The sequence below is a fragment of the Streptomyces sp. SX-6 genome (assembly GCF_059089585.1).
In genome coordinates, this window is sequence record NZ_JBTHHU010000035.1 from 59053 (window position 1) to 75791 (window position 16739).

Below are 16739 nucleotides of genomic sequence, written 5' to 3' on the forward strand. Positions count from 1 at the left end.
TGAGGTGATCATCCACCCCCGACACCGTCGAAGGCCCCGCGATGCTGCACCTGGCCCCCGAGCAGGACGTCACCCCACAGGCTCCGCCGCCGGACCCCCAGGGCCACCGGCACCGCCATCGCAAGGTGGCCGGCGGTGCGATCGACCCCCGGATGCTGATCGCCTCCCTCCCGGACGCGGTCCGCAAGCTGCACCCCCGGGGCATGGTCAGGAACCCGGTGATGTTCGTGGTCGAGGTCGGCTCCGTCCTCACCACGCTCTCCGCGGTCCTCGACCCGTCCGTCTTCGCCTGGCTGATCAGCTGCTGGCTCTGGCTGACCGTCGTCTTCGCCAACCTCGCCGAGGCCGTCGCCGAGGGCCGCGGCAAGGCACAGGCGGAGTCGCTGCGGCGCACCCGCAGTACGACCGTCGCCCGGCGGCTGCAGACGTGGCGGGTCGGGATGCGGCCCGAGGACTGGGAGGAGCGCCGGGTCCCGGCGGCCGACCTGCAGCCACAGGACTTCGTGGTGATCGATGCGGGGGAGACGATCCCCGGTGACGGCGAGGTCATCGAGGGCGTCGCGGCCGTCGACGAGTCGGCGATCACCGGTGAGTCCGCGCCCGTGATCCGGGAGGCGGGCGGCGACCGCTCCGGCGTCACCGGCGGTACGACGGTGCTCTCGGACCGGATCGTCGTCCGTGTCACCAGCCGCACCGGCCACACCTTCCTCGACCGCATGATCGCGCTGGTCGAGGGGACCTCCCGGCAGAAGACGCCCAACGAGCTGGCGCTGAACATCCTGCTCGCCTCGCTCACGGTCATCTTCATCCTGGCCGTGGTGAGCCTCCAGCCCATGGCCCAGTGGGCGGGCGCGGGCCAGACCATCACCGTGCTGGTCGCCCTGCTGGTCACCCTCATCCCGACCACCATCGGCGCGCTGCTGTCCGCGATCGGCATCGCCGGCATGGACCGGCTCGTGCAGCGCAACGTCATCGCCCTGTCCGGCCGCGCCGTCGAGGCCGCGGGCGACGTCAACACGCTGCTGCTCGACAAGACCGGCACCATCACCCTCGGCAACCGCCAGGCCGCGGCGTTCGTACCGGTCAAGGGAGTCGCCGCCGAGCTGGTGGCCGACGCGGCCCAGCTCGCCTCGCTGGCCGACGAGACGCCCGAGGGCCGCTCCATCGTCGTCCTCGCGAAGGAGAAGTACGGGCTGCGCGAACGCCCCCAAGGGGAGCTCGCCCACGGCCGGTTCGTGCCCTTCAGCGCCCAGACCAGGATGAGCGGCGTCGACTTCGCCTGGGAGAACGAGTTCTGCCGCATCCGCAAGGGCGCGAGCCGCGCGGTGATCGACTGGGTCGCCCGGCGCGGCGGGACCATCCCCGCCGAGGCCGGATGGATCGCCGACTCCATCGCGGCCGAGGGCGGCACCCCGCTGCTCGTCGCCGTCGAGGACGCCGACGGACCGCGGGTGCTGGGCGCCGTCCACCTCAAGGACGTGGTCAAGCCCGGCATCGCCCAGCGCTTCGCCGAACTGCGGGCCATGGGCATCAAGACCGTCATGATCACCGGCGACAACCCGCTCACGGCCAAGGCGATCGCCGCCGAGGCCGGTGTCGACGACTTCATGGCCGAGGCCACCCCCGAGGACAAGCTCGCCCGCATCCGCGAGGAGCAGGCGGGCGGCAACCTCGTCGCGATGACCGGCGACGGCACCAACGACGCCCCGGCCCTCGCCCAGGCGGACGTCGGTGTGGCGATGGGCACCGGCACCGCGGCCGCCAAAGAGGCCGGGAACATGGTCGACCTCGACTCCAACCCGACCAAGCTCATCGAGATCGTCGAGGTGGGCAAGCAGCTGCTCATCACGCGCGGCGCGCTCACCACCTTCTCCATCTGCAACGACGTCGCGAAGTACTTCGCGATCGTGCCCGCGATGTTCGGCGGCGTGGCCGGCTACCAGGGGCTGGAGAAGCTCAACATCATGGGCCTGCACAGCTCGACCTCGGCCATCGCCTCGGCGATCATCTTCAATGCCCTGATCATCATCGCCCTCATCCCGCTCGCCCTGCGCGGCGTGCGCTACGTCCCCTCCTCCGCCCACGCGCTGCTCGGCCGCAACCTGAGGATCTTCGGGCTGGGCGGGCTCGTCGCGCCGTTCCTCGGCATCAAGCTCATCGACCTGCTGATCCAGTACGTGCCGGGCATGTGAGCGGGGGCGTACGCCGATCAAGGGGCGTCGAGGCGTCAAGGGGCGTACGCCGGATCGATGCGCCGTGTCGCCGCTCATTGCGCCGTGTTGCCACGGGATGAAATCCGCAGCCCGGAGCGTTGGGGCCTTCCGTCGGTACGGAAGAGCGCGGGAGGTCTCGGGTGGCGGTGACAGGTGGTGCTACCGGTCAGGGGTGGGCCAGGCGGCTCGTGGGGTATTGCTGGCGCTACCGGCGCACGGTCCTGCTCGCGCTGGGCTCCTCGCTCCTCGGCATGGCCGTCACGGCGCTCGTGCCGCTCATACCCAAGCTGATCATCGACGACGTCATAGGCTCCCACGAGCGCCCGCTCGCCCCCTGGGCCACGCTGCTGATCGTCGCCGCGGTCGTCGTCTACGCGCTCACCTACGTCCGCCGCTACTACGGCGGACGTCTCGCGCTCGACGTCCAGCACGACATGCGGACCGACATGTACGCGTCGATAGCCCGGCTCGACGGCGTCCGGCAGGACGAGCTCTCCACCGGGCAGGTGGTCGGCCGGGCCACCAGCGACCTCCAGCTGATCCAGAGCCTGCTGTTCATGTTGCCGATGACGATCGGCAACATCCTGCTGTTCCTCATCTCGCTGATCGTGATGGCGGTGCTCTCCCCGCTGCTGACGGTGATCGCCCTCGCGATGGCACCCGCGCTGTGGTTCCTCGCGAGCCGCAGCCGCACCCGGCTCTTCCCCGCCACCTGGTACGCGCAGCACCGCGCCGCCGATGTGGCCGGGGTCGTCGACGGCGCCGTCTCGGGCGTCCGCGTGGTCAAGGGCTTCGGGCAGGAGGAGCAGGAGACCCACAAGCTCCGCGAGGCCGGCCGCAGACTCTTCGCGGGCCGGATGCGCACCGTACGCCTCAACGCCCGTTACACGCCCGCGCTCCAGGCCGTCCCCGCGCTCGGCCAGGTCGCCATGCTGGCGCTCGGCGGCTGGCTGGCTACCCGGGGACAGATCACCCTCGGCACCTTCGTCGCCTTCTCCACCTACCTCGCCCAGCTCGTCGGCCCCGTGCGGATGCTGACCATGGTCCTCACGGTCGGGCAGCAGGCGCGGGCCGGAGTGGAGCGCGTCCTCGAGCTCATCGACACCGAGCCGGTCGTCGAGGAGCACCCCGAGGCGCACGAGCTGCCCGCCGACGCGGACGCCTCGGTCGAGTTCGACGACGTCTCCTTCGGCTACGACCCCGAGCGCCCCGTCCTCGACGGCTTCTCCCTGCGCGTCGAACCCGGCGAGACGGTGGCCGTCGTCGGCGCGTCCGGCAGCGGCAAGTCGACACTGTCGCTGCTGCTGCCGCGCTTCTACGACGTGTCCTCCGGCGCGGTACGGATCGGCGGCCAGGACGTCCGCGAACTGACCCACTCCTCGCTGCGGGCCGCGATCGGGCTGGTGCCGGAGGACAGCTTCCTCTTCTCCGACACCATCCGCGCCAACATCGCCTACGGCCTGCCGGAGGCGACCGACGAACAGATACGGACCGCCGCACGCGCCGCACAGGCCGACGACTTCATCACCGCGCTGCCGGACGGCTACGACACGGAGGTCGGCGAACAGGGCCTCACCCTCTCCGGCGGCCAGCGCCAGCGCATCGCGCTGGCCCGCGCGATCCTCACCGACCCGCGGCTGCTGCTGCTCGACGACGCGACCTCGGCGGTCGACGCCCGCGTGGAGCACGAGATCCACGAGGCGCTGCGCGGCGTCATGGCCGGCCGTACGACGCTGCTCATCGCGCACCGCGCCTCCACGCTGGGGCTGGCCGACCGGATCGCGGTGCTGGACGAGGGCCGCCTGGCCGACGTCGGCACGGCGGAGGAACTGTTCGCACGCTGCGCGCTGTACCGGCGGCTGCTGACGGACCCGGACGAGCTCGGCGAGCGGACGCCCGCACCGCTCGCCGCCGGCTTCGGCGGCGAGGCCGCGGCGACGGGCCTCGTCGAGCCCTTCGCGGTGCCCCGCCAGCGCAAGCGCAAGGTCGTCGACGGGGTCACCCCGTCGCTGTGGGTGCGCCGCGAGACCGACGGCGAGGCCGAGGACACCTCCGCCTCGCCCGAGTTGCTCGCACAGGTGGCCGCGCTGCCGCCCGCGAACGACACCCCGGACGTCGACGAGCACCGCGCCGCGCGCGCGGAGGAGTCGTACGGGCTGCGGCAGTTGCTGCGCGGCTTCGGGGCGCCGCTCGCCCTGGGCCTGTCGCTGGTGACGGTCGACGCGGTGGCCGGGCTGCTGCTGCCCGTCCTCATCCGGCACGGCATCGACCAGGGCGTGCAGCGCATGGCGCTCGGCGCGGTGTGGGCGGCCTCCGGGCTGGCCCTGCTGGTGGTGGCGGCGCAGTGGGCCGCGCAGGTCGGCGAGAACCGGGTGACGGGACGTACGGGCGAACGCGTGCTCTACACGCTCCGCGTGAAGATCTTCGCCCAGCTCCAGCGGCTCGGACTCGACTACTACGAGCGCGAGCTGACCGGCAAGATCATGACCAGGATGACGACGGACGTCGACGCCCTGTCGTCGTTCCTGCAGACCGGTCTGGTCACCGCCGTCGTCTCCGTGTTCACCTTCTTCGGCATCCTCGTCGCCCTGCTGGTCCTCGACGTCCAGCTCGCCCTGGTCGTCTTCGCGACGCTGCCGCTGCTGGTCGTCGGCACGGTCTTCTTCCGGCGGCAGAGCGTCAAGGCCTATGAACTCGCCCGCGAGCGGGTCGGTCTGGTCAACGCCGATCTGCAGGAGAGCGTCACCGGTCTGCGCATCGTGCAGGTGTTCCGCCGCGAGGAGGCGGGCGCGGACCGGTTCGCCGAGCGCAGCGACGGCTACCGGCAGGCGCGCGTGCGCGGGCAGTGGCTCATATCCGTGTACTTCCCGTTCGTGCAGCTGCTGTCCTCCGTCGCGTCCGCCGCCGTGCTGATCGTGGGTGCGGGCCGGGTGAGCGACGGGACGCTGACGGCGGGTGCGCTGGTGGCGTACCTGCTCTACATCGACCTGTTCTTCGCCCCCGTGCAGCAGCTGTCACAGGTTTTCGACGGCTACCAGCAGGCGACGGTCTCGCTGGGCCGCGTACAGGCGCTGCTGCGCGAGCAGACGTCCACGCCGGCGGCGGACGAGCCGCGCGCGGTGGGCGAGTTGACGGGCGAGGTCGTCTTCGACGACGTGCACTTCCGCTACGGGGACGCGAAGCAGGAGGCCCTCTCCGGCGTCCGGCTGACGATCCCGGCCGGGCAGACCGTCGCCTTCGTGGGGGAGACCGGTGCGGGCAAGTCCACGCTGGTGAAGATGGTCGCGCGGTTCTACGACCCCACCTCCGGGGCCGTCCGGGTGGACGGGCACGACCTGCGCGCCCTGGACCCGGCCGGCTACCGGCACCGGCTCGGCGTCGTCCCGCAGGAGCCCTACCTCTTCCCCGGCACCGTGCGCGACGCCATCGCCTACGGACGGCCGGACGCCTCCGACGCCGAGGTCGAGGCCGCGGCGCGGGCGGTGGGGGCGCACGGGATGATCGCCGCGCTCGACGGCGGCTATCTGCACCCGGTGGCCGAGCGCGGCCGCAATCTCTCCGCCGGACAGCGGCAGTTGATCGCGCTGGCCCGGGCGGAGCTGGTCGACCCGGACGTCCTGCTGCTGGACGAGGCCACCGCGGCCCTGGACCTGGCCACGGAGGCGCTCGTCAACGAGGCCACGGACCGGCTCGCGGGACAGCGCACCACCCTGGTCGTCGCGCACCGGCTGACCACCGCGGCGCGTGCCGACCGCGTGGTCGTCCTCGACCACGGCCGCGTGGTGGAGGACGGCACGCACGCGCAACTGCTGGCACAGGACGGGCGGTACGCGCGGCTGTGGCGGACGTTCACGGGGGAGTTCGAGCCGGCCTCCGGCCCGTCCTGACCCCGGCGCGCGGAACCGCTCCGGCGCGGGCTCCGTCCAAGGGCCGTGCTGTCGGTTGAGTCTCCGCAGAGCGGTGTCGGCTCCGTCGCTGATCACGTTGCTGACCTCCCTCTCCGCCGCCTGCGGCCGACGGCATGCCGCCGCCCGGTGCGCCCCCTCCCAACTGCACCGGCGGCGGCCCCTCTTCGCTCTCCTCCTTACACTCCGCAAGGCTTACCCCACGCCTGGCGGATGCCGGTGCCCGTCCGGTAACTCTTGACGCTTCCTGTGGGGTTGGGGGAAAGCTGTGCGACATCCCGCGCTGCCGACGGCGCTGTTCGTCCTGGCCGTGCTGTACGGACCGCTGACGTTCGCCGCGTACCACGCGAGCCACCGGTCGAAGCCGGAACCGGAGGCTCCGGCCGCCGCGCGCAGCATGACCTACCTGGCCCGGGGCACCTGCGCGGGCCCCGGGCCGGGCTTCGCGGAGACGGACTGCCTGGACACGCGTGCCTTCGCCCGGGTCCTGGCCCGCTACAACGGCCCCCAGGAGCGCGGGCCCCGGTGCCCCGAGCCGACCGACTTCGTCCTGCACCTCGCCGCCGTCGAGTCCGGCACCTCGGAGACGGACAGCGCGCCCGAGGGCTACGCCTGCATGCGCAACCTGCACCCGCCGCACCCGGGGGACCCCGGCATGGGCGGCGGGCCGCTGACGGTCGTGGGCGACTGCGTCTACGCCGAGCGGCGCGGGGTGGTGAAGGAGACGGCCTGCGACGGCTCGATGCCCCACGCGCCGGAGTACCGGATCACGGACAAGGCCCGTACCCGCGACGACTGCCCGCCCGAGACCGACCTCTACGTACAGATAGGCGGCGAGGCACCCGTCGGGTGCGCCCGCCGCCTGACCTGAACGGATGCTGCTACCGCCGCAGTTGCTCCACCTGCGCGCGGTCGAGCTTCGCGTCGTACGGAGCCAGCGGCCTGGCCCGCTTCTCGTCCTGCTGGACGGCCGTGGGGGCGACGCCCGCCCACTTCAGCACCTCGGCCGTGGCCTTGGCGCGCTCGTCGGCGACGAGTGCGGAGATGCTCGAGCCGTGGTTGCCGCCCGGCGCGAAGAACCGGTAGTCGTGCCGGGCCCCGGCGCGTGCGCCGAGACGGAACGGCTCGGCGCCCCAGGGGTCGTTCTGCCCGTACACGAACAGCATCTGGCTGCTCTTCTCGCGCACCCAGCGGTCCACGTCGGCCATCTCGCCGGGGTGCCACTTCATCGGTATGTCACGCGGCACGTAGGAGCGCGGGTTGTAGATGCCGGGATAGCGCAACAGCCCCTTGAGGTGCGGGGTCTTGAAGGTCGGCTGCCCCAGCTCGGTGCCCGCCTGGTAGTAGTACGGGATGAACTTCTCGAGGCCCTGGTCGGTGTAGCCGTCGAAGCCCGAGATGGTGTCGACGAACTTGTACAGCTCGTCGGTCGACGCCTTGGTCGCGGGCACGGTCGCGCAGTCGCTCTGCAGGTGGTACTGCCAGAACGACCACACCAGGTCCATGATCACGTTCTCGTAGGCCCTGTCGGCGCTGCCGAGGATCCGGAACGTCTTGCCGTTGTCGTCGGCCCACTTCTGGTAGCGCTTGACGATCTCGTCGCGGCGCACGAGCGCCTCGCGCTGCACCGAGTTGAGCTGCCTGCGGCAGGCCGCGTCACCGACGTTCGCGAAGAACTTGTCGTAGGCGGCGGAGTCCTTCCGCAGCTCGTTGGGCGCGACATAGGCGACGGTGCCGTTCATGTCCTTGGGGAAGAAACGGCGGTAGTACGTCGCCGTCATGCCTCCCTTGCTGCCGCCCGTGGCCAGCCAGTTCTTGTTGTAGACCGGCTTCAGCGCCGCGAAGAGGCGGTGCTGGTCGTTCGCGGCCTGCCAGATGTCGAGCTTCGACCAGTCCGCGGGCTTGGGCCGGGACGGGGTGAAGAACCGGTACTCCATGGACACTTGGTTGCCGTCGACGATCCGCGTCGGCTCACTGCGCCGGGGCTCGGTCGAGACGTTGTAGCCGGAGGTGTAGAAGACCGTCGGCCGGTCCGTGGCCTTGTGCAACAGCGTGAACCGCTGCTCGAACGTCCCCTTGCCCGGGTGCCGGTGGTCTATCGGCTGCTTGTACGTCAGCACGAAGAACCGGTGGTCCTTGTCGGGCTTGGACTCGTCGAGGAGCTTCATCCCGGGAATCTTCAGGATGCGGTCCTTGATGTCCGGTTCGGTGGTGGCGTGAGCCGTTCCCGCCGTCACGGTGCCGGTGCCGAGGGCTCCGATGAGCACCGTCAGCGCCGGCAGCAGTCTGAGAGCCTTGCGCATGCGCCCTCCCCTGGGTTCGCAAAGGTCGCCGCGAACCTACCGGGGGTGACACGCGCCGCGCCAGCCCCTTCTTTCTCTCTATGTGACAGCTCTATGTGACGGAGAGCGCGAGCCGCCCCAGGAACTCCCGCCCTTCCCGGGCGACTTCCGTGAACTCCCGCACCTCGGGGTGCCACCGCTTCTCGTACTCCCAGCACAGCCACCCGTCCCAGCCGCCGCGGTGGAGCGCCGTCGCGCACTCGGTGAGCGGCAGGACGCCCGCGCCCGGCGGCAGCGGGGCGGTGTCGTCCGCCGAGGCCACGTCCTTGACCTGGACGTAGCCGAGGTGCGGGGCGAGCGCCGGGTAGCTGACGGCCGGTTCCTCCCCGCCCAGCCAGGTGTGCAGCACGTCCCACAGGGCGCCGATGTTGCGGTGCCCGACGATGCCGAGGACGCGCTCGACGTCCTCGGCCCTGCGGTGCGAGTCGTGCGTCTCCAGCAGCACGCGGACTCCCGTGTCCGCGGCGAGCGGTGCGATGGCGCCGAGCCGCCGGGCGGCGTGCGCGTCGGCCTCCTCGGACGGCTGGTCGCCGCCCCCGGCGAACACCCGGGCGTACGGCGCCCCGAGGTCCCCGGCCAGGCGGACGAGGTCGGCCAGCTGGGCGAGGACCGGCTCGTCCGGTCCGGCGGCGGCCACCCTGGCGTACCCCGCCACGGTCAGCACGGCCACGCCCGCGTCCGCGAACCGCCGTACCACGTCCGCCCGTTCGGCGGGCGGGATGCCGGGGTGGACGGGTTCCTCGGGGTGGGCCCGCAGCTCGACGCCGTCGAAGCCGTGCTCGGTCGCGATGCGCAGCACCCCGGGGACGGGAAGTCCGGGGGTGCCGAGTGTGGAAAAGGCGAGTCTCACGGTGAACGGCTTCCCGGTGGGACGCGGGGGACTCCACCACCTTCCGTAACGGATCGATAACGCTTCGGGATGCCTGCAACCCTGCGGCGCCCCGGGGGGTCGTATGTGTCATCCGGCTTCCCGGGGGAGGCATCCGGGGGGATAGGGGGAAGCCGGGGCAGGGGGGTACACGAGGGGCCCGGTCGTCGGACCGGGCCCCTCGAATCCTTCTCCACCCCTCTCGGCACGGGCCGTGTCACACCCCCGCTGTACCGTCGGACCATGGTGCAACTGGCGGTGGTCGAAGGGGTTCTGGAGCGGATCACGTACGCCAACGAGGAGAACGGCTACACGGTCGCCCGCGTCGACACCGGGCGCGGCGGCGGCGATCTCCTCACGGTGGTCGGCTCGCTCCTCGGCGCGCAGCCGGGCGAGTCGCTCCGCCTCGAGGGCCGCTGGGGCTCCCATCCGCAGTACGGGCGCCAGTTCACCGTGGAGAACTACACGACCGTCCTGCCCGCCACGATCCAGGGCATCCGCCGCTATCTGGGCTCGGGCCTGATCAAGGGGGTCGGGCCGCGCATCGCGGACCGCATCGTGACCCACTTCGGCACGGACACCCTCGACGTCATCGAGAGCGAGCCGGCGCGGCTCATCGAGGTCCCCGGCCTCGGCCCCAAGCGCACCAAGTCGATCGGCGCCGCGTGGGAGGAGCAGAAGGCCATCAAGGAGGTGATGGTCTTCCTCCAGGGCGTGGGCGTCTCCACCTCCATCGCGGTGCGCATCTACAAGAAATACGGAGACGCCTCGATCTCCGTCGTCCGCAACCAGCCCTACCGGCTGGCCGCCGACGTCTGGGGCATCGGATTCCTCACCGCCGACCGCATCGCCCAGGCCGTCGGCATTCCGCACGACAGCCCGGAGCGGGTCAAGGCCGGTCTCCAGTACGCCCTGTCCCAGTCCACCGACCAGGGCCACTGCTACCTGCCCGAGGAGCGGCTGATCGCGGACGGGGTGAAGCTGCTCCAGGTCGACACCGGGCTCGTCATCGACTGCCTCGCCGAGCTGGCGGCCGACCCCGAGGGCGTGGTCCGCGAGACCGTCCCCGGCCCGGAGGACGGATCGCCCGTCACCGCGGTCTATCTCGTGCCCTTCCACCGGGCCGAACTCTCCCTGGCCGGGCAGCTGTCGAGGCTCCTGCGCTGCGAGGACGACCGGCTCGCGGCCTTCCGGGACGCCGACTGGGACAAGGCCCTGGCCTGGCTGGCCGGGCGCACGGGCGCGGAGCTGGCGCCCGAGCAGCAGGAGGCCGTCCGCCTCGCGCTCACGAGCAAGGTCGCGGTCCTCACCGGCGGCCCGGGCTGCGGCAAGTCCTTCACGGTGCGCTCCGTGGTCGAGCTGGCCCGCGCCAAGAAGGCCAAGGTGGTGCTCGCCGCGCCCACCGGGCGGGCCGCCAAGCGGCTGTCCGAGCTCACCGGCGCCGAGGCGTCCACCGTGCACCGGCTGCTCGAGCTCAAGCCCGGCGGCGACGCGGCGTACGACAAGGACCGCCCGCTGGACGCCGACCTGGTCGTGGTCGACGAGGCGTCCATGCTGGATCTGCTGCTTGCCAACAAGCTGGCCAAGGCCGTCGCGCCGGGCGCCCATCTGCTGCTCGTCGGGGATGTGGACCAACTCCCGTCCGTGGGCGCGGGGGAGGTGCTGCGGGACCTCCTGGCTCCGGACGGCCCGGTTCCGGCCGTCCGCCTCACCCGGATCTTCCGGCAGGCGCAGCAGTCCGGCGTGGTGACCAACGCGCACCGCATCAACTCCGGTGTGCCGCCCATCACTTCGGGGCTCGCGGACTTCTTCCTCTTCGCCGAGGAGGACACCGAGGAGGCGGCCCGGCTCACGGTCGACGTGGTGGCCCGCCGCATCCCCGCGAAGTTCGGGCTCGACCCGCGCCGCGACGTTCAGGTGCTGGCCCCGATGCACCGCGGCCCGGCCGGCGCCGGCAACCTCAACGGCCTTCTCCAGCAGGCCGTTACGCCCGCCCGCCCGGATCTGCCCGAGCGGCGCTTCGGCGGCCGGGTCTTCCGCGTCGGCGACAAGGTCACCCAGATCCGCAACAACTACGAGAAGGGCGAGAACGGCGTCTTCAACGGCACGGTGGGCGTGGTCACCGGCCTCGACGCGATCGAGCAGCACCTGACCGTCCGTACGGACGAGGACGAGGAAGTGGGCTACGACTTCGACGAACTCGACGAACTCGCCCACGCCTACGCGGTGACCATCCACCGTTCGCAGGGCAGCGAGTATCCCGCCGTGGTGATCCCGGTCACCACCTCGGCCTGGACCATGTTGCAGCGCAATCTTCTCTATACGGCAGTAACCCGGGCAAAGCGACTCGTGGTGCTGGTGGGCTCCCGGCGCGCCCTGGGTCAGGCGGTGCGTACGGTCAGCGCGGGCAGACGCTGCACGGCACTCGATCACAGGCTCGGGACGGGAGGTGGTGTTCGTCTCTGAACGGTTTACCAATCAGGGCGAACGGGGCAGGATGGCCAAGTTGGCGGCACTGAGTGCCGCAGATAGGCCCTATGGCCGACCCCGAGTGCACGTACATCGTCCAAATGGGGGAAGGTAGGGGTAGTCAGGGCACCTCAAAGAAGAGGCACAACGTCGGTGAGGGATGACGTGAGCGACAACTCTGTAGTACTGCGTTACGGGGACGGCGAATACACCTACCCGGTGGTCGACAGCACCATCGGCGACAAGGGCTTCGATATCGGCAAGCTGCGTGCCCAGACCGGTCTGGTGACCCTGGACTCCGGTTACGGCAACACGGCCGCCTACAAGTCCGCCGTCACCTACCTCGACGGCGAGCAGGGCATCCTGCGCTACCGCGGGTACCCGATCGAGCAGCTCGCCGAGCGCAGTACCTTCCTCGAGACCGCCTTCCTGCTGATCAACGGTGAACTGCCCACCGTCGACGAGCTGGCGGCCTTCCAGCAGGAGATCACCCAGCACACCCTGCTGCACGAGGACGTCAAGCGCTTCTTCGACGGCTTCCCGCGCGACGCCCACCCGATGGCCATGCTGTCCTCCGTGGTCAGCGCGCTGTCGACCTTCTACCAGGACAGCCACAACCCGTTCGACGAGAAGCAGCGCCACCTGTCGACGATCCGGCTGCTCGCCAAGCTGCCCACGATCGCGGCCTACGCGTACAAGAAGTCGATCGGCCACCCGGTCGTCTACCCGCGCAACGACCTCGGCTACGTCGAGAACTTCCTGCGCATGACGTTCTCGGTGCCCGCCGCCGAGTTCGAGCTGAACCCGGTCGTCGTCAACGCCCTCGACAAGCTGCTGATCCTGCACGCGGACCACGAGCAGAACTGCTCCACCTCCACCGTGCGCCTGGTCGGCTCCTCGCAGGCCAACCTCTTCGCGTCGATCTCCGCCGGCATCAACGCCCTGTGGGGCCCGCTGCACGGCGGCGCCAACCAGGCCGTGCTGGAGATGCTGGAGTCCATTCAGGCCTCCGGCGGCGACGTCGACGCCTTCATCCGCAAGGTGAAGAACAAGGAAGACGGCGTCCGCCTGATGGGCTTCGGGCACCGCGTCTACAAGAGCTTCGACCCCCGCGCGAAGATCATCAAGGCTGCCGCGCACGACGTCCTGGGCGCGCTCGGCAAGTCCGACGAGCTGCTGGACATCGCCCTCAAGCTCGAGGAGCACGCGCTCAGCGACGACTACTTCGTCTCGCGCAACCTCTACCCGAACGTGGACTTCTACACCGGTCTCATCTACCGGGCCATGGGCTTCCCGTCCGAGATGTTCACCGTGCTCTTCGCGCTCGGCCGGCTCCCCGGCTGGATCGCCCAGTGGCACGAGATGATCAAGGAGCCGGGTTCCCGCATCGGCCGTCCGCGCCAGATCTACACGGGCGTCGTCGAGCGCGACTTCGTGCCGGTCGAGCAGCGCTGACCCCACGGCAACACGGCAACACCAAGGCGCCCCGCCCACGGCGGGGCGCTTTTGCGTCCTTTGTGTGTCATCTGCGTCTTTGCGCGTCATCACATGTACAAGGCAGACGTAGCAGATGTACAGGGCAACAATGAAAAGCGCCCCGCGTCCGATCCCCCCACGGGTCGGAGCGGGGCGCTTTCCGTCCCGGTTCGGATTCCCCCCACGGGATCCGCCCGGGAGTCATCGGCGCGCCTGTGCGCTCTCGTGGCTCCGTACGCATCTGCCGGGACGCGTACGTACGGGAGGGCCGCTCAAAGCTCCCCGGGTACGTGCCCCGGCCACGCGTGGCCGGTGTCGTCCCCCAAGACGACCCAGCACTGCCTGGTTAGACCAAGCACCCCCCGGAATGGTTACCTCCAAAATGCTGTGATCTAGGTCTCGAGGCAAAGTGGACGCAAAGGGGCGAGGGCCCTGAATTTCACCTCAGGACCCTCGGAATTTCCCTGGCTGCCGACCGGTCGGCCGGTCGGCGGGAATCAGGCGCGGCCGACGAGCTCGTAGCCCGCCTCGTCCACGGCGGCCCGCACGGCCTCGTCGTCCAGCGCGCCCGCGGCGGTGACGGTGACCTTGCCGGTCGCGGCCACGGCCTCCACGGAGGTGACGCCCGCGATCTCGGAGATCTCGCTCTTGACCGCGCCCTCGCAGTGACCGCAGGTCATGCCGGTCACCTGGTAGACGACGGTGGACGTGGTGTTCGTCTCGGAAGTCATGGCGATGCTCCTCGGGGAAGTGGTGAACCGCACGGCTGGTGCCCGCGCTCGTCGCCACTATACCCCCTGGGGGTATCGATCGGGGGTGTGAGGTGAGGGAGTTTCAGACGTGACGGGCGCCACGGGAACGGTTGCCCGGGCGTGCCGCCACCCAGATACGGATCGTGTCGGCGAACCAGTAGGGCCTGCCGCCCTCGGTGAGGTCCGGGGCGGGCATCAGTCCGTGCTTGCGATAGGAGCGCACGGTGTCGGTCTGCACCCCGATGTGTGCTGCGATCTCCTTGTAGGACCAGAGTCGACGGTCGGTCATCTCTCGCGCCTCTCCGCCGCGCCGCAGCCGCGGAGGGGGTTCCGCTGGGGGGAATGCGGCGCTGCCTTCTTGATCACCAGCCTGTCTCCGGTGAACGACATGGCCGACGGGCCCTGTAGGGCTGTCGAGCGGCTGTGACAGAAGCCTCGCCCGGATGTGACGTCCGTAACCGAGGGGTGACGGTATGTGCGGGGTGTGTGCGGGGCCGGAGGTCAGTCGATCCCGGCCGCCACGGCCACGTCCGCGGGCCTGACCGGCCGGTTCACCCGGCGCGAGACCTCGCACGCCTCGGCGACGAGCAGCGCGTGCAGGCCCTCGCGTGCGGGACAGGGGCTGCGGTCCGCGTCGCGCACGGCGCGCACGAAGGCGGCCAGCTCCGCGCGGTACGCCCCCTCGAACCGCTCCAGGAAGCCCGGCCAGGGCTTCTCCGGCGCGCCCGGTCCGAAGGGCTCGGCGGAGGTGAAGGGCGTACGGTCGTCCAGCCCCACGACCCACTGGTCGCGCTCGCCGCACAGCTCCGTCCGCACGTCGTAACCGGCGCCGTTGTAACGGGTGGCGGTCGCGGTGACGAGCGTGCCGTCGTCCAGGGTGAGCAGCGCGGAGGCGGTGTCGACGTCGTCGACCTCCCGGAAGCAGGCCGCGCCCCCGTCCGAGCCCCGCGCGTACACCTCGGCCACCTCACGTCCCGTCAGCCACCGGACGGCGTCGAAGTCGTGGACCATGCAGTCGCGGAAGAGCCCGCCGGACAGCGGCAGGAACTCCGCGGGCGGCGGCTCGGGGTCCGAGGTGACGGCCCGGATGGTGTGCACTCGGCCGAGCCGCCCGGACCGCAGCGCCTCGCGGGCCGCCCGGAACCCGGCGTCGAAGCGGCGCTGGAAGCCGATCTGGAGCAGGGACCCGGCGGCCTCGGCCTCGCGCAGCGCGCGGGCCGTGCCCGCCAGGTCCGCGGCGACGGGCTTCTCGCAGAAGGCGGGCAGGTGTTCGCGCGCGGCGCGGGTGATCAGCTCGGCGTGGGAGGCGGTCGACGAGGCGATGACCACGGCGTCCACGCCGGCGCCGAAGACCTCGTCCACGGAGCCGGCGGCGCGGGACCCGGTCCGCTCCGCGAGCGCCGCGGCCCGTGCGGGGTCGGCGTCGGCGATCAGAAGCTCGGCGGATTCGTCTTCGCGGAGCGTATGGGCGTGGAACGAGCCGATGCGGCCTGCACCGAGCAGACCGATGCGGAGGGATTGGTGTGCCATGCGGGTTCCCTTTCACCGTTTCCCGGGGGCAAACCCCCTGGGACCCGTTACACCTGAGCCATGAGCGTCCCGGTTGCCGGACCGTACGACCTGATCGCCATGGGCCGCCTCGGGGTGGACCTCTATCCGCTGCGCGCCGGGGTGCCGCTGGCCGAGGTCGAGACGTTCGGCCGGTTCCTGGGCGGTACGGCGGCCAACGTCGCCGTCGCGGCCGCCCGGTTGGGACGCCGTACGGCGCTCGTCAGCCGCACCGGTGCCGACCCGTTCGGTGACTTCCTGCACGGGGCGCTGCGGGGCTTCGGCGTGGACGACCGCTGGGTGACGCCCGTGGCCGCGTACCCCACGCCCGTCACGTTCTGCGAGATCTTCCCGCCGGACGACTTCCCTCTGTACTTCTACCGCCGCCCCAAGGCGCCCGATCTGGAGATCCGGGCACAGGAGCTGGACCTCGACGCGATCCGTGCCGCCCGGATCTTCTGGATGACCGGCACGGGGCTGTGCGACGAGCCCAGCCGCGGTGCGACGCTCGCCGCGCTCGAGGCGCGGGCGCGGCGCGGCGTCACGGTCCTCGACCTGGACTGGCGCCCGGCGTTCTGGGCCGGCGGGGCGGCTGCGGCGCAGCCGTACTACGCGGCCGCGCTCGCCCGCGCCACGGTGGTCGTCGGCAGCCCGGACGAGTGCGAAGCCGCCACGGGGGAGCGGGAACCGCGCGCCGCCGCGCGGGCCCTGCTCGCCGCCGGGGCCGAACTCGCCGTCGTGAAGCGGGGGCTCGGGGGCCCCGGGGGTGTCATGGCCGTGCACCGCGACGGCGTGGTGGCGGAGGTGCCGCCGGCGGGGATCGAGGTCCTCAACGGGCTCGGTGCGGGCGATGCGTTCGGCGGGGCGCTGTGCCATGGGCTGCTCGCGGGGTGGGATCTGGCCGACGTCCTCCGCTTCGCGGACGCCGCCGGGGCGTTGGTCGCCTCGCGGCTCGCGTGCTCTTCGGCGATGCCGACGCCGGCGGAGGTGGGGGATCTGCTCGCCCGCCGGGCGTGAGATGTTGCCCCGGCCCCACCCTCTCGCCGTCTCCTGGGGCTCCGCCCCAGACCCCGCTTCGGGGGCTGCGCCCCCGGGCCCCCTTGTCGCGGCTTCGCCGCTCGTCCTCAATCGCCGGACGGGCTGACTTGTAGCCCGTCCGGCGATTG

General features: G+C 71.3%; 11 protein-coding genes. 6 read left to right on the forward strand and 5 right to left on the reverse strand.

Annotated features, from left to right (window positions below; translation table 11 throughout):
- The first annotated feature begins 41 nt into the window (after nucleotides 1-41).
- From kdpB to ACV530_RS30530, 3 genes are all read left to right on the forward strand, one after another.
- Nucleotides 42-2192, forward strand: a complete 2151-nt coding sequence (gene kdpB / locus ACV530_RS30520) for a potassium-transporting ATPase subunit KdpB (RefSeq protein ID WP_494335889.1) — start codon at nucleotides 42-44, stop codon at nucleotides 2190-2192.
- Between the two features lie 167 nt (nucleotides 2193-2359).
- Nucleotides 2360-6100, forward strand: a complete 3741-nt coding sequence (locus ACV530_RS30525) for an ABC transporter ATP-binding protein (protein WP_494335890.1) — start codon at nucleotides 2360-2362, stop codon at nucleotides 6098-6100.
- Between the two features lie 286 nt (nucleotides 6101-6386).
- Nucleotides 6387-6989: a hypothetical protein gene (locus ACV530_RS30530; protein WP_494335891.1), complete on the forward strand. Its 603-nt coding sequence runs from the start codon at nucleotides 6387-6389 to the stop codon at nucleotides 6987-6989.
- Between the two features lie 10 nt (nucleotides 6990-6999).
- Here ACV530_RS30530 and ACV530_RS30535 read toward each other — a convergent pair whose 3' ends face one another.
- Complete coding sequence (locus ACV530_RS30535; RefSeq protein ID WP_494335892.1) at nucleotides 7000-8421, reverse strand: S28 family serine protease; 1422 nt, start codon at nucleotides 8419-8421, stop codon at nucleotides 7000-7002.
- A 91-nt stretch (nucleotides 8422-8512) separates the two neighbouring features.
- Entirely contained in the window at nucleotides 8513-9310 is a 798-nt protein-coding gene (locus tag ACV530_RS30540; protein ID WP_494335893.1) for a sugar phosphate isomerase/epimerase family protein, read from the reverse strand.
- Between the two features lie 261 nt (nucleotides 9311-9571).
- Between ACV530_RS30540 and recD2 the strand changes: the two genes are divergently transcribed.
- Nucleotides 9572-11794, forward strand: coding sequence for an SF1B family DNA helicase RecD2 (recD2, locus tag ACV530_RS30545; protein WP_494335894.1), 2223 nt, complete (start codon nucleotides 9572-9574; stop codon nucleotides 11792-11794).
- Nucleotides 11795-11962: 168 nt separating this feature from the next.
- Complete coding sequence (locus ACV530_RS30550; RefSeq protein WP_494335895.1) at nucleotides 11963-13252, forward strand: citrate synthase; 1290 nt, start codon at nucleotides 11963-11965, stop codon at nucleotides 13250-13252.
- A 518-nt stretch (nucleotides 13253-13770) separates the two neighbouring features.
- On the opposite strand, the gene ACV530_RS30555 is transcribed toward ACV530_RS30550, so the two are convergent.
- The 3 genes from ACV530_RS30555 to ACV530_RS30565 all read right to left on the reverse strand — a co-directional run bounded on the left by ACV530_RS30555 (nucleotide 13771) and on the right by ACV530_RS30565 (nucleotide 15555).
- Nucleotides 13771-14004 (reverse strand): heavy-metal-associated domain-containing protein, encoded by a 234-nt coding sequence (locus ACV530_RS30555; RefSeq protein ID WP_494335896.1) that lies wholly within the window; start codon nucleotides 14002-14004, stop codon nucleotides 13771-13773.
- 103 nt (nucleotides 14005-14107) lie between these two features.
- Nucleotides 14108-14314 (reverse strand): helix-turn-helix transcriptional regulator, encoded by a 207-nt coding sequence (locus tag ACV530_RS30560; protein WP_494335897.1) that lies wholly within the window; start codon nucleotides 14312-14314, stop codon nucleotides 14108-14110.
- Between the two features lie 212 nt (nucleotides 14315-14526).
- Nucleotides 14527-15555, reverse strand: coding sequence for a Gfo/Idh/MocA family protein (locus ACV530_RS30565; protein WP_494335898.1), 1029 nt, complete (start codon nucleotides 15553-15555; stop codon nucleotides 14527-14529).
- 60 nt (nucleotides 15556-15615) lie between these two features.
- Here ACV530_RS30565 and iolC point away from each other — a divergent pair, with 60 nt between their 5' ends.
- Nucleotides 15616-16590: a 5-dehydro-2-deoxygluconokinase gene (iolC, locus tag ACV530_RS30570; RefSeq protein WP_494335899.1), complete on the forward strand. Its 975-nt coding sequence runs from the start codon at nucleotides 15616-15618 to the stop codon at nucleotides 16588-16590.
- The last annotated feature ends 149 nt before the right edge of the window (nucleotides 16591-16739 follow it).